This is a genomic window from Fibrobacter sp. UWB3, from assembly GCF_002210405.1.
Taxonomy (GTDB): Bacteria; Fibrobacterota; Fibrobacteria; order Fibrobacterales; family Fibrobacteraceae; genus Fibrobacter.
On sequence record NZ_MWQJ01000006.1, the window covers coordinates 39060 to 54285 of the forward strand.

7 protein-coding genes are annotated in these 15226 nt (G+C 49.3%); 1 reads left to right on the forward strand and 6 read right to left on the reverse strand.

All coding sequences use genetic code 11. The features are described 5' to 3' along the window. Window positions 1–37 precede the first annotated feature (37 nt). Entirely contained in the window at window positions 38–1186 is a 1149-nt protein-coding gene (locus B7991_RS08245; protein ID WP_088630393.1) for an acyltransferase, read from the reverse strand. A gap of 154 nt (window positions 1187–1340) precedes the next feature. Here B7991_RS08245 and B7991_RS08250 point away from each other — a divergent pair, with 154 nt between their 5' ends. Beyond that, a complete protein-coding gene (locus tag B7991_RS08250; protein ID WP_088630394.1) occupies window positions 1341–2858 on the forward strand; it encodes an HD-GYP domain-containing protein in 1518 nt (505 codons plus the stop codon). A 147-nt stretch (window positions 2859–3005) separates the two neighbouring features. On the opposite strand, the gene B7991_RS08255 is transcribed toward B7991_RS08250, so the two are convergent. The 5 genes from B7991_RS08255 to B7991_RS08280 all read right to left on the reverse strand — a co-directional run bounded on the left by B7991_RS08255 (window position 3006) and on the right by B7991_RS08280 (window position 15159). After that, a complete protein-coding gene (locus B7991_RS08255) occupies window positions 3006–6641 on the reverse strand; it encodes a response regulator (RefSeq protein WP_088630395.1) in 3636 nt (1211 codons plus the stop codon). 409 nt (window positions 6642–7050) lie between these two features. Continuing rightward, entirely contained in the window at window positions 7051–8820 is a 1770-nt protein-coding gene (locus B7991_RS08260) for an endo-1,4-beta-xylanase (RefSeq protein ID WP_088630497.1), read from the reverse strand. A 349-nt stretch (window positions 8821–9169) separates the two neighbouring features. After that, on the reverse strand, window positions 9170–10996 hold the full coding sequence (locus B7991_RS08265; protein ID WP_088630396.1) for an endo-1,4-beta-xylanase: 1827 nt from the start codon (window positions 10994–10996) through the stop codon (window positions 9170–9172). Between the two features lie 429 nt (window positions 10997–11425). After that, a complete protein-coding gene (locus tag B7991_RS08275; protein WP_088630398.1) occupies window positions 11426–13303 on the reverse strand; it encodes an endo-1,4-beta-xylanase in 1878 nt (625 codons plus the stop codon). Window positions 13304–13500: 197 nt separating this feature from the next. Then, the gene (locus tag B7991_RS08280) at window positions 13501–15159 is read right to left on the reverse strand and encodes a carbohydrate-binding protein (protein WP_088630399.1); all 1659 of its coding nucleotides are present in this window, start codon (window positions 15157–15159) and stop codon (window positions 13501–13503) included. Window positions 15160–15226: the final 67 nt, after the last annotated feature.

Here is a 15226-nt window from a genome sequence, read left to right on the forward strand (position 1 = left end):
AGGACTTGTTTGAGAAAAGACGAATAAAGTCTCGGATTTAGGCCTTCGCTTTTGCTTTTTTACGGCGCCAGATTTTAAATTCCATGTAAAACGTGCTGACCGTATAGACAAAGAGGAGCAAAAGGATGGTATTCTTCGGACGGTTCAGGTTGCAAATGCCCCATGCAAACGTGATGATGGGCAGATGGATCAAGTACGGGTAGAAAGACGCACGGCCAACACGACGCACAAGCGGGATGCAGAAAAACCTTGCCAAGAAACCTTTACCCGAAAGAAGGCTCACCACAAACATGCCGTAAATGAAAATCGGAAGGCTGTGGTGGATAAAGTAATTATACCCAGGGTTAATATCCGGACGCATGAGGAAGAGGCTTCCGTAAAGTGCGAGGAGCAAAAGCGCCTGAGCAACGCCACTTACATAATCCTTTTTGAAGACCTCAAAAACGCCCTCGTTGTAAAGGCGGTAAAGCACCATGCCAAACAAATATTCAAAAACGCGTACAGGCGCAAACATGTGGAAAAAGCGGTACTTGGCATCGAAACCATCAAACCATAAATTGCCCGAATTGCCATATACAACCGCCCAAAGAATTCCCGGAACAAACACACCGCCAAAGAGAATCCAGAGCGTACGACGGTTCTGCTTGATAAGCCAACGGCTGAACCACGGCGTAATCGCATAGCAGAGGAAAAAGCTCGTCAAGGACCAGGACGGTTCATTCAACTTCATGCCAAGATCCGGGGCGATCGACCACGTGAGCGTGAGGTGCATGAGCAAGCTCCGCCACGGGTGGAACATCTTAGCTAATCCCGCCGAAGCACAATCACCAATTTCGGAAAACGCAGGCAAATGCGTGTAGCCACTCATCTTGAATACAATCAGCACAAACATGAGAAGCGTCATGAAGAAGTGCAAGCGGTAAAGTTTTGCGATGCGACTGAACATGAACGGGATCACCGGAATGCTGCGGTCCGGGTCGCTATACTTGCTTGCAAAGAGGAAACCGGCCAACACGTAGAAGATGCCCGCAGCAAAGGCAGGCGCCGAGATAATGGGCATCACCCACTTGCAATCGGACATGTACATAAGGGCGTTAGAACTGCCCAAATGGAGCATGACAATATTCAGGCTTGCGAGGAGACGGAGACCGTCTATTGCGGGGAAGTAATTTGCTGGTTTCGGCATTTCGAGAAAAATTTAGAAAAACATGGTGATTTTGCGCAAATGGAAGGGGTATTTTGATTTTTCAAGAGATAAAACGCCCTTTTTCGTTACATTTTTCTTAAATTAGAGAGGTACAACCACTTAAGAAAGAGAAAATAAAATTGGTGCTTCGACCATGAGCAACGAACGTGCAAAAATTTTGATTGTCGATGATGACGCCATGAACAGAGTCGTACTTTCGGATCTGCTCTGTGACGAATATGATATCATCGAAGCAAAAGACGGTGACGAAGCCATCGAGATTCTCGGTACAAAAGCCAAAGATATTACGCTTGTCCTGTTGGACATGATTATGCCCGGGCGCGATGGACTCGAAGTTCTCGAAGTCATGAACGATAAAGGATGGATCAAAGGAACCCCAGTCGTCATGATTTCGGCAGAGACATCTACGCCACAAGTAGAAAGAGCATTTTCGCTCGGCGTGACCGACTTTATTTACCGCCCGTTCGACCAGATGGTCGTGCAAACGCGAGTCCGCAACACAATCAATCTATACGTGAAGCAGATGCAGCTTTCGGAACTCGTAACTGACAAGATTTACGAGAGAACTCGAAACAGCGACATGCTGATTTCCATTCTGAGCCACATCGTTGAATTCCGTAACGGCGAAAGCGGCCAGCACGTCTTGCACATCAAAAAGATTACCGATATTCTTTTACGCGCGCTCCTCAAGCGAACCAACGAATACAACATCACCGAAGAAGAAATCGGCACCATAGCAACGGCTTCTTCGATGCACGACATCGGGAAGATTACAATTCCTGACGAAATTTTGAACAAGCCCGGCAAGCTCACGAAAGAAGAATTCGAAATCATGAAGCAACACTCCATGAACGGCGCCAAGATGCTTGACGCCATCCAGTTCTTCAAGAACGAGCCTCTGATGAAATTTGCTTATAACATTTGTCGTTGGCATCACGAACGTTGGGATGGACGCGGTTACCCAGACGGCCTCAAAGGGAACGAAATCCCCATCAGCGCCCAAGTTGTTTCAATCGCCGATGTGTACGACGCACTTACTAGCGAACGTTGCTACAAGAAGGCGTTCAGCCACGAGAAGGCTCTTGAGATGATTCGCAATAACGAATGCGGCGTCTTCAACCCGCTCCTCCTGGAATGCCTCGGCGATGTCGCCGACACGCTGCCTAAGGAACTGAACGACCAACGCACGAGCAAGTTGAGCGATGCGGACTTTGCTAAAATCGCACGTTCCATTTTCGAAAGTACCGAAGACACAGAAAGCCACATTTTCCAGCAATATGTCAACGAGCGTAAAAAAAGCAAGTTCTTTGCATCACTGCAAAGAGGAGTTACGTTCGAATACACGTATGAACCGCCCCTACTCAAGCTTGAAGCCAAAAATGCCAAGTCCTTGAGTTTTCCCAAGACTATGACCGAGCCTGAAAACAACAGCGAATTCTGGAATATCTTTGGGCGCGAGAACTGGGATGAATTTGTAAAACTGCTGCACGACCCGCAATTGAACAACGATTCGTTCACGTTCAACAGCGAGATGCTCGTCAAGGGCGAAAAGCGCCCGTGCAAGATTAGGGTCCAACAGTGCTGGAATAGGCGCGACCCGGAGCACCCAGAGCTCATTTCGGTGTACGGGTGCGTGGAATTCTTTAAATAATGGCGATCCCGGCACAGAGGCCGGAATGACAACGGAGCCGAGCGATGCAGAAATATGCTTGCATGTTTCTATATCCGAGGCGAACAAGTCAAGCCCCGTTAGGGGAATGACATTGTAAAAAGCACGGGCATGACAATGCGCGAGAATTTATCCTAAGAATTTACGAAGGACTTTCTTTAGTTTTTCAACGTCAATGGGCTTTGCGATATGCTCGTTCATGCCAGCATCCATAGCAGCCTTGCGGTCTTCTTCAAACGCATTCGCGGTCATCGCTATAATTGGGACATTCTTGAAGTAATCGTCGCGCAAAGACCTAATCTGGCGAGTGGCTTCGAGGCCATCCATCACAGGCATCTGCACATCCATCAAAATCAAGTCATAGGCGCCCTGCTTTGCCATTTTGAGCATTCCTAAAGCGACACAGCCGTCTTCGGCACAATTAACAACAAAGCCCAATTCTTCAAGGACGCTTTGTGCAATTTCACGATTGAGCTCATTGTCTTCGACAAGAAGGATTTTCTTACCGACAAAATTCTCAGATTTAACGCACTCCACTTTCACATCGTCTTTCAGAACACCTGTGGCACGGGCCAAAACATCATGCATTTCCGTGAGGAATAGCGGTTTACTTATAAACGCAGTCACACCCGCTTCGCGCGCACTTTTTTCAATATTTGCACAGTCATAGGACGCCATAACGATAATCGGATTATCATTCCCTGGAATCATGCGCAATTGTTCCACGGCGTCAATACTTTCCATATCGAGCAACAAGTCGTCAAGAACAATGACTGAATAGCATTCGTGACGGTCAACAGCTTCTTTTGCACGCAGCACCGCTTCACGGCCATACATTGTCCATTCTGCACGCATTCCCAATCGACGCAAAAGGTTTGTCGCACTGGAGCATGCATTATAATCGCTAGCGACAACGAGAGCGCGGGCATTCTGCAACGCATCGAGGTTCGTCAAATCCGCAGAAGTATCCTGGATTTTCAGTTTCAGATGAATGATGAATTCCGTTCCCTGATTAGGGGCGCTCACAACATCTATAGAGCCTCCCATCATATCGACAATTTTCTTGGTAATGGACATGCCAAGCCCAGTCCCTTGCGTCTTGGAAATCGTCGAAGTGCGTTCGCGTTCAAACGGTTGGTACAGGACTTTCATGAATTCCGGGCTCATGCCGATGCCATCATCCTTGACATGGAACTCGTACGTTCCCGTTTTTTCATCACTAGCGGTCTGACGGACAAACACGTGGATATTACCGCCCACCGGCGTAAACTTGACCGCATTTGAAAGTAGGTTGATCAGCATCTGATGCAAGCGCAGCTTGTCACAAATAACAAGTTCGTTCTCGATATTGAACGTATCCATGTAAAGGTTTTGCTGTTTTTCACTCGCCTGACCTAAGACAATCGTATTCAGGTCATGCATGATTTCGGACAAGTTGCAGTTTACCTCTTCAAGGCGAATCTTGCCCGACTCAATGCGGCTCATATCGAGAATATCATTGATGAGCGAGAGCAAATGCGTACTCGAAACAACAGTCTTGTTCAAATAATTCTTGACCAGCACAGGGTCATCCAAATTATTCAGCGCAAGGTTTGTAAAACCGATAATGGCATTCATCGGCGTGCGGATGTCATGCGACATGTTCGAAAGGAACATCGTCTTTGCATTGTTCGCCTTTTCAGCCTGCACAAGAGCCTGTTCCAGAAGTTTCTGCTGTTTCTCAAGTTCCTGCTTTTGTTCCGCAATCTTTGCGTCCAGTTCCATCTTTTGAGCGGTTATATTGTCAATGAACATGAACGCCATAATAAAGGTCACCGGCACGCCATTTCTACGTTCCAGGACAAACGTCGTCACGCGACGCCATTCACCCTTGAGCGCACGGTAGCTGTACTCGCGCTTATCGACATCTGCCAAGTATGAACGCATAAAATCAACGTTCGCCATGTTTTCCCAAGTTTCGCGGAACTCCGGCAAGACCTCCTTGCTGAACTCAAGAATAGCGCTACTGTACTTGATAAAGCCGCCATAAGTTTTACCTTTCTCGTAAACCGCCGATTCACGGATACTGCGGACAGTATCGTCTTCGAGATTCACAAAATAAACGCCAAAATAATCTTCATAAAGCTTGCTATCAACATAGCGGTTTAGAATTTCGGCATCCTTGTCGGCAAAGCAAACTACAACAGCACGCGGCGTTTCATTTTGCGAACCGACTTTCACAAACTTTATCTCGCTAAAACGGGTTCCTCCAGTATCGTATTTTCTGTAGTGCGCTATAAACGATTTTTGGCCTTCAAGCAATTTCTTGATATGTTCAATAGAAGCAAAATCACCAATTCTTTTCTTATCGAGTTCATGGACAAATCCGTTGACATACGCCTTGAACACTTTAGAATAACATTTATCGTGTTGATACAGCTTTCCGTAATTGACTTCAGCATAGTCGCTCACCGTGTAAGGCGTAAACGTATCCGTATCAAGATCGACATAGTAGACTGAGGTGAATTCCGTCGCAAGCACATTGATAATGTCGAAGTTGCGTTCCATGTTGCGTTCGCGCTCTTTACGGGCAAGGACTTCCTTGTGGATATTGGCAACAGCGATAATAATGTGGTCATCAGCAGCTTTGGACCAAAGCGCCTTGAGGCGGTAGTATTGAGGCTCGCCATTGACCATAAGCCTGTATTCGGTTGAAAAGGTTTTGTCGCCCTCAAGCTGAGAGAGCAAAAAATCCTTATTCATGACCGAAGTCAACCGTTCAACATCTTGCGGGTAGATAATCTTCTTGATGTCTCTCGTACATTCTTCAAAAAAGTTTTGGCGGCTCATCAGGAGCTTGAGCTTGATATAGCTACTTTCCTGGTTGAACACGTCGTACGAATTGTCATTCAAGTTCACATAGTAAATAATTTCGTATTCAATGCTCAACGCATTTGCAATTTCGGAAAATTCGCGGTTCATCACGTCCGAACGTTTTTCTTCGTCGCGGTCTGCAATGCCAAGCACTACCACAGGCGATTTTTCATCGGAAACCCGGACGAATTTCATCTGGAAATAGCGTCCATCCTTATTTTTGTAGTCCACCTCGAAGTGGCTCTGCCTCGAAAATCTTTCACGAATGCTCTCAATAGACGCCAATGTCAAGACTCGCTTGGCATCTTCGCTACTTACAATTTCTCTTGCGTATTTCTCTAAAGCCTCGGAATAGAGCATCTCGCCGCGAAGCTCTTTTTCAAAAATGCGTGCCGTCTGCGACTTGACATAGGAATGCATTTTTTCCGAATCCAAATCGATGCGATAAAGCGCATTGAATTCCATGGCAAGGGCCTGGATGACGCGGTAGCCTTCCTCGACCTTCATGCGTTTACGGATTTCGTCATCGACATTCAAGAAGCAGATGGCCATGTGGTCTTCATCGCGGCCACGGGTAACCTGGAGCTTGCAATAGCGTTCCTTGCCGGTCACAATTTCACGCACTACAAACGAGAAACTGCTTTCTTTTTTAAGGCGGCCACGGACATAAGCTACAGATAGCATATCCTTCAGCACATCGCGGTCATCGGGATGGACATCTTCGGAAATAAACTTCTGGAGAGCGGATACGGCATTTTCGCCATTGCCATACTTTTTTTCAAGGCCTTTTTTGCAATAGTAAACGACATACGAAAAATCCAGCAAATTGACATAATATGCGGAAATGAACTGTTCGTAAAATATTTCCGAGAACAGTTCAGCGTATGCAACCTGATTTTCACTATCACTCATAATTGCTCCCTTTCTGCAATTAATTAAAATACATCAATTTTATGGATTAAGGTAATATGAGCCCTAGAAAATCCCGATTTTTCGGATTTTTTGCGTTTGCTCACAAAACGAGAGGGAGAAGTCCTCCCCATACGCGGATCATGACTACTAAGCAGCATAGCTGCAAGTAGTCAAAGAGATCAAGTCGGGCATGACACATATGGCAATTCCAGAATAACGAGAATTCAAGAAATAACTGGATCCTTCGCTTCGCTCAGGATGACAAGCCGGAGTGATAGGCCGGGGTGACAGGTCGAGAATGACGTATTTCGGGGTGACACTGCAAAAAAAGAACCTTCGAGGGGGGAACCTCGAAGGCCTTTGGGTGTAATAGGCTCCCTATTGGGGAGTTATGGATTAGGAATTCTAGTTAGCGGGCGACACGGACCGACTTTACTTCACCATTCTTGACAGAACGGAGCATATAGATGCCCTGGACCTTGATGGCACTCGAGTTCTTGAGCGTCGTCACGGCTTCGTCCATGGTATAAGCACTCATACGACCGATACGAACACCATTCACGTCAAAGACGTAGTAGTCGCTGACTTCCGGGTATTCGTAGCGGATCTGAGTCTGGATAGCGATAGGCGGTTCATCACTAGTACCCTTTGTGAAGTTGATATAGTCGATATCGAAGTATTGTGCCGTCACATCCAAACGGAGAGTATGCTTACCGGCCGGGAGCGTCACCTTTTTCTTCACGTCAATGAAATCATCGTAGCTTGTGCCAGTCACATCGAATTCGCCGACAGACTTTCCATCAATGGAGAGCTTAAAAGAGCCTGATCCATTTGCGGCAACAGATGCCGTAGCCGTGTAGTCGCCCGCGTCCGCGATGTCGACAGAGTATTCCAGCCAATCACCAGTCGTATTATAGCCGACAATGTTTCCAGTTGCCTTCTTGTAGATATCGACATCCGCCGCATCGGTCTTGCGGTAGTCGGAGTCGCCGTGGTTTTCCGGGTCGCCATCGCTGTAAGTAACATTGCTTACACCATCCGTTTCACCGACGCCGGTAATATCAAAGTCTTCAACTTCAATCTTGCCCGGGATTGCCAAAGCAGAGCCCTTGAACGGCTTGCGCGGCACCGGCTCAGGCGGGACATACGGAGCAAAAAGGCCCGTATTGTCCTTACCGTCCTTGAGGTGTTCCTTGAAATACTGCTTGAGCCAGGTCATTGCCGGACGGTCGCTACCATTCTTGATAAGACCGGAGTTACCGTTCGTGGTCCAAGTGGCACCGTAAATGTATCCCCAGAGGGTAATGCCTGCGACCTGCGGAGATTCCCAGAATGCGGGAATCTGTTCGGAGTAGCGCTGTTTCTGCTGGTTGTCATTATCCGTACCGATATCGTATTCGGTAATGAAGAGCGGCATCGGTTCGCCCTTCGCGTTTTTGACGCTGTTCTGGATCTTGTTCAAGGCGCTCTTGAAATCGTTGGCGTTCATGTCGGTCAAGTCATGGGCCTGCTGACCATAAGCATCGACCGGAGCACCCTGCTTCACGAGCTTGTTCACGAGGTCGATACCTTCGTTAATCTGCCACCTGAACGTGTTATAGTCATTATAGATAAGGATAGCCTTCGGCCAACGTTCGCGCGCCATCTTAAAGGCAGTCGCCACGAATTCGTAGTTGCCGTTATCGCCGCCGAGAGCAGGAATAATATTATTGTTTCTGCCATAACCGGAATGGTAGCTGCCACCCGACTTGATAGCTTCATTCACCACGTCAATCATTTCGAGATCGGGGTAATGAGCGGCAACGGCATCGAACCATGCGGTAATCGCCTTCTTGGTTTCGTCCGTGCTAAGGCCATTGAGCCAGTTCGGGTACTGGGAGCCCCACACAAGAGCGTGGAACTTGAACTTGCCACCATTCTTTTTTGCCCAGTTATAGCAAGCATCGCAGCCCGACCAATTGTAACGACCGCGAGTGCCTTCGATGGACGCCCACTTGCATTCGTTTTCGGCGGTAATCTGGTTCCAGTAAGTCCCGAAATCGGACTGAACCTGGCCGCGAGTTGTAATATTTCCTAGAAACTTTGCACCGCCATCGGCCATGCCGGGGCCTGCAAACGAATTAACTGCTCCACCCATAAGTGCAGCATACAATATACCCTTAATGAAATTTGATTTCATTTCCAACCATCCTCTTAGGTTAGTACTCTAACACCACTATAAACTTATTCTCAGTTTATCCAAATAGGAGAAAATTTATCATTGCCAAAATGTCTAGATGGAGATGCCCGGTCAAGCCGGGCATGACAAAGTAATAGGAAGATTGAAAAACGAGATGGTGACCCCGGCACGGAGGCCGGGGTGACAGGCCGGGGGGACAAAGCAATCGCAAGTGTGTATGCCGCCCCCACCCGGAACGGAGGCCGGGGTGACAAAGTACAAAAAAAGAACCTTCGAGTGTTACCTCGAAGGCCTTTGGGTATTTAAGGCTCCCCGTTTGGTTTAGGGGAGTTATGGATTAGGATTCCTTTTAGCGAGAGATACGAACAGACTTCACAGCGCCATTCTGGACGGAGCGGAGCATGTAGATGCCGTTGTTCTTGACTTCGTTAGAGCTCTTGAGAATCTGCATGGCTTCGTTCATGGAGTATGCGTTCATACGGCCAAGACGGACACCATTTGCGTCGAAGACGTCGTAGCTGCCAATTCTCGGAGCCTGATACTGAATCTTCTGGTTGATGGAAATCGGCGGTTCATTGCCACCACCCGGATTATCGGCAACTTCGCCCTTCACAAAGTTGATGTAGTCGATGTCGAAGTACTGCTGGGTCACATCGAGGCGGAGCACGTGCTTACCGGCCGGGAGCGTCACCTTCTTCTTCACGTCGGAGAAGTCGTCGTAGCTTGTGCCAGTGACTTCGAATTCAGCGAGAGACTTGCCATCGAGGGAGAGCGTGAATGCGCCCGTGCCTTCGGTAGCAACAGAAGCGATTGCGGTGTAGTCGCCAGCTTCGGCAATGTTGATGGTGTATTCGTACCAGTCACCCGTAGTGTTGTAGCCGAGAGCAACGCCAGTAGCCTTCTTGTAAAGGTCTGCACCGGTATCCTTGCGGTAGTCGGAGTCGCCATGGTTTTCGGAATCGTCGCCATAGGATTCGTTGCTCGTACCGTCTTCGTTCTTGCCCTGGCCCGGCTTATCGAAATCTTCGACTTCAATCTTGCCCGGAACAGCGAGAGCTTCGCCCTTGAACGGTTCCTGCGGAACAGGGTCAACCGGAGTGAGAACACCAGTATTGAGGCCAGTCGTGTTCACGCCCTTGTTGCTCTTGAGGTACTCCCTCATCCACTTCAAAGCGGCGCGGTCCTGGCCATTCTTGACAATGCCGGAGCAGCCACTCGCAGTGCCGTTACAGTCGAGCCAAGTGCGACCATAAATGTAGCCCCAGATGGTAATGCCGGCAATGTGTTCGTTTTCCATGAAGTGAGAAATCTGTTCGGAGTAGCACTGCTTCTGGATATTGTCGTCGGTAGTTGCAATGTCGTATTCGCTGATGAACATCGGGGTCTGGGTCTTGTCCCAGATTTCCTTGAGAACACTCTTGAGCGTATTGATGCTCAAGCAGGAGCCACCACCACCAGTACCACCAGCGCCACCGCCCTGGCTCATCATGTCGTGGGCCTGCAAGCCGTATGCGTCAACCGGAGCACCGTTTTTCTTGATGGTCTGGATAAGCTGAATGCCCTGATCCTTGTTCCACTGAACCGTGTTATAGTCGTTATAAATGAGGATAGCCTTCGGCCAACGTTCGCGCGCCATCTTGAAGGCGGTCGTTACGAACTGGTAATTGCCACCATTATCGCCACCGAGTGCCGGAATGATGTTGTTGTTCTTGCCATAAGGAGAATGATAGCTGTTGTTGCCCGTGCGGATAGCTTCGTTCACCACGTCGATCATTTCGAGATCGGGGTAATGTTCCTTGACCGCATCGAACCAGGCGGTAATCGCCTTCTTCGTTTCGTCTGTGCTAAGGCCATTGAGCCAGTTCGGATACTGGGAGCCCCACACCAAAGCGTGGAACTTGAAGTGACCCCCGTTCTGCTTTGCCCAGTTATAGGCAGCATCGCAGGCACCCCAGTTGTAACGGCCACGAGTACCTTCGACGGAACCCCACTTACAGCCGTTTTCGGCCGTAGCCTGGTTCCAGAGCGCAGTAAAGTCTGAGCCGACACTATTACTCTGGGTAATGTTACCAATGAACTTGGCTGCGCCATCGGCAAGGCCTGGACCTGCGTAAGAACTTACTGCGCCACCCAAAAGTGCAGCAGCCAATAAACCTTTCAAACATTTTGATTTCATATTCCACATCCTCATAGGTTAAGAGTCCCATACAACCATTATAAACATATCTTTGTTTTTAAAAATTGCCCCAAAAAGTCCAAAATTTATCATTGACAAAATGTCCATAATGGAATTTTTACAAAAACATGTTTTTTAAGTTAAAACCTTTTAAAATTCCATTACTATTCAAAAAGTACGTCATGCGGGCGGGGCCCCAGCTCGGAGTTGCGAAGGCCGCACGGGCCCCTCCCTGCACCCTCCCCATCCTTGGCCGACGCTTTATTCTCACAACGACAATAAGCAATCATTTAATTACACAAAAATCTCGCATTATACCGAAAAAAAATGTTTTGTAATTAACGCAAAAAAAGGACCTTCGAGGGTGAGCTCGAAGGCCTTTGGGTATTTAAGGCTCCCCCATTCGGGGAAGTTATGGATTAGGATATTTTAACGGGTCACGCGGACGGACTTTACCATGCCGCTCTTGACGGAACGAAGCAGGTAGATTCCCTGGACCTTGATGGCGCTCGTATTCTTGAGGGTCATCACGGCTTCGTCTACGGAGTAGGCGCTCATGCGGCCGAGACGGACGCCGTTCATGTCAAAGACATCGTAATCGCTGAGAACCGGGTAATTCATGCGGAGGTTCGACTGAATGGCATCCGGAATTTCTTCTTCGATCGGTTCGGGGTCGGTAGCGTCCTTGCCCTTCACGAAGGTGAAGTAGTCCACGTCAAACCAGGCGCCGGTTACATCCATGCGGAGAACATGTTTGCCTTCCGGGAGAGTCACGTTGGCCTTGACCTTGTTGTAGTCGTCGTAATTTTCTTCACCTTCCTTGGCAGCGGGGACAGTAATCTTTTCGGTAAGCGCCTTGCCATCGAGAGAGAGTTGGAAGCTGGAGGTAGAACCCGCGGCAGCCACGGCGGCAAACATCGTGTAGTCGCCCGCTTCCTTCACGTTCACGGTCCATTCGAGCCAGTCGCCTTCACTGTTGTAGCCCACGATTACGCCGGTCGCCTTCTTGTAAAGGTCAACGCCCGTGTCCTTGCGGTAATCGCTATCGCCGTGATTTTCGGAATCGTCGCTATAGGACTGGTTGCTCGTACCGTCTTCGTTGACGCCCACACCCGGAATATCGAAATCTTCGGCTTCGACCTTACCCGGAATGGCAATCGCTTCACCCTTGAACGGAAGCTGCGGTTCGGGTTCAACCGGAGTGAAGGTCACATCGTTCTTGCCCTTGCTCAAGTTCTTGGCGAAGTAGTCTTCGAGCCAATTCATGGAAGCGCGCTTGCGACCATCCTTTTCGATAAGACCCGTGTTCTGGACCCAGGTAGAGCCGTTGATGTAGCCCCAGATGGTGATGCCAGCAACCCACGGCGTTTCCCACATGAACGGAATCTGGTTTGCGTAATCGTTTTTCTGCTTGGTATCGTCCGCTTCGCCGATATCGTATTCCGAAACGAGGAGCGGAAGGCCCGTCTCGTTATGGATACGGGTCATCTTGCTTTCGAAATCGGACTTGCTCATGCCCTTACAGTCGTGAGCCTGCTGACCGTAGGCATCGACCGGAGCGCCATTCTTGACGATGGTCTGGATAAGTTCGATACCTTCGTTGATCTGCCAGGAGAGCGTGTTGTAGTCGTTATAGATAAGTACAGCCTTCGGCCAACGTTCGCGGGCCATTTTGAAGGCATTCGTGATAAAGTCGTACTGGTGCTTGCCATTCACCACGCGGTCACCGCCAAGGGCTTCGATAATGTAGGAGCCGCCGCATTCGGTATCGTCGGTGCTGTGCCCTTCGGCACCTGCAGCAGGCTTGCCGTAACCAGAGTGGTAGTTGTTACCCGCCCAAATAGCTTCGTTCACCACGTCAATGTATTCGAGGTCCGGGAACTTCGCGGCAACGGCATCAAACCATTCGGTGATGTACTTTTTGGTGAGTTCTACGGTAATGCCCGGATTTTTCTTTTTGCAGAGGAAGTTCGGGTATTGGGAACCCCAAACGAGAGCGTGGAACTTGAAGTGGCGTTCGCCCGGTTTTTCCTTGGCCCACTTGTAGGCGCTTTCGCACTTGTCGAAGTTGTCCCAGGCGAACTTGCTTGTACCGCTGTTGCCGTTAGAAAGGGAATGGATGGAGCCCCATTTACAACCATTTTCGGGTGTAATCTGGTTCCAATATTGAGCAAAGTCGCTACGGATTTGGCCACCCGTAGTAATATTGCCCAGGAATTTTGCACCGCCATCGGCAAGGGCAGCGTTAGCAACGGAGACAAAACCAGCAACGGCTACTGCAGCCAAAGAGAGAGACAGTTTTCTCATATACCTAATCCTCGTACACGGTTAATACCCATAACCATTCTAAACTTATCCTCTTTTTTGAAAAGTGCTCCAAAAAAGCAAATACTTATCATTGATAAAAAGTCCATAATGGAATATTCGTAATGGAGATGCCCGATCATCCCCGTCAAGCGAGGACAGGCGTCGGGCATGAGAGGCTTCGGCGGGCATGACAATGCTTACTTGATGCGGTGGCCGGTGAGGTCGAAGTGGCGGCCGTTTTTCTCGACGAAAAGCTTGTTGTTTTGGACGCGGAGGCGCGGGGAGGAGTTTTCGAGAGTGCGCACGGAGGAAGCGCGATTTGCGCGGATTCCGACCGTTTCTTCGCATTTTTCACCTTCGCAGAAGCGAATATTGTCGATATTCACGTAATTGCCCACAATTTGCATCTTGAAGACGTGTTCTCCGGCTGCAATTTCACCCAATTGGGCTTGCACAGCGGTATAAGTGGACCAATCCTCGCCCTGTTTTGCGATGATGCTGTCAGAAACAGCCTTGTTGTCGACGAAAAGTTGTACACCGGCCTTTTCGGAAGCGGTCGCCATCTGGACGGCAACGCTGTATTCAGCCGTTTTTGCCACATTGACGGTATATTCAAGCCATTCGCCATCCTGCGTGTAGCCTAAAGCGTAGCCCTTCGAGAGATCCGCGGAATCAAGGACAACGATGTCCACAGCATCCTTGCGGTAAGCACCGCCTTCATTTGCGGAAGACTTGTCGTAGAACGAGACGCGGCTACCGCCGAGGTCATAGTTTTCGGCTTCGATTTTACCAGGGATTGCGGCAGGCTTGCCTGCGATTGCTTTTCCATCCGCATCAAAACCGCCAAACGGATCCTGTTGAGGAGGCGTTGTTTCAACAGTATCGGCCCAGGCCATCTGCATGCGGTCCACGCCAGACTGGTTCACTATCTGGAGCTTGGTGTTTACGCCTTCCCCGCTGCGCTTGGTCATACTGTACCAGTCGCCATCGCGGAGACCCGGCCAGTAGAAACTGCCCATTTCCCATTCGCGGAGCTGATCGGACATGCCGCGGATGTAAGCGGTGAAGTAGTTGGTCGGAGCCTTGTTGTAATCCTGATAGTCGTAATGCACGCCCGCCTTGTCGCCAGGACTCATGGCGCCGCCCCATTCCGTGCAAACGGTGCGGTCAATGTACTTGCCAACCTTGCCCTTGAAGCTGTTTTTCCAACCCTGTTCGGTAGTGATGCTCATGTTCCAGAACGTGTATTCGTGAACGGCAAAGAGGCAGCCTTCAAAGCGCGGGTCGTCAGCGATGTCCGGAACGTTCCAAGCGAGGCCGGAGCCATCGAGCAAAATGTGGTCGCGAGGGACGTTCGGGAATTTCTTGAGCCAGTCCGCATAGAGATTGCGAAGGTCCGTCTTGTTATACATGTGCGGTTCGTTGAAAATTTCAAAGTAGGCGTTCGGATGGTCGCCGTATGTTTCGACGAGTTTCGCCCACATTTTCCACCAATCGTCCATGTTTTTGGGGCCCGCAGGCTGCGCAGGGCCCCAGTAGCCCATAGCCACTCGACCATGTTCAAGAGCAGCATCCAAAGCACCCGAATACATGTCAAAAGCTTTAAGAATGGTCGGTTCGTTCACCGGCATGCGCACGCTGTTTGTACCAAGCACTTCCTGGAACTGCCCGACAATACGGTCGGCAATGGCATAAGCCGATTCATGATTGTCGGAAAGGCTTAAGCCCGAAAGTACGAGAACGTCCGAGACGAAGTTGTCGCGCTTATCAGCCCAATTGACGCCGCGGAATTGGCTTGTAACGGCGAATGAGTTTGCACAAAGAAGAAAAGCTAAACCAAGAACTCTCTTTTTCATGAGATCCTCCCTTTTTTTATTAACCTACTATCCCCACCCATAAATGTATGCTATTGGATGTGGAATG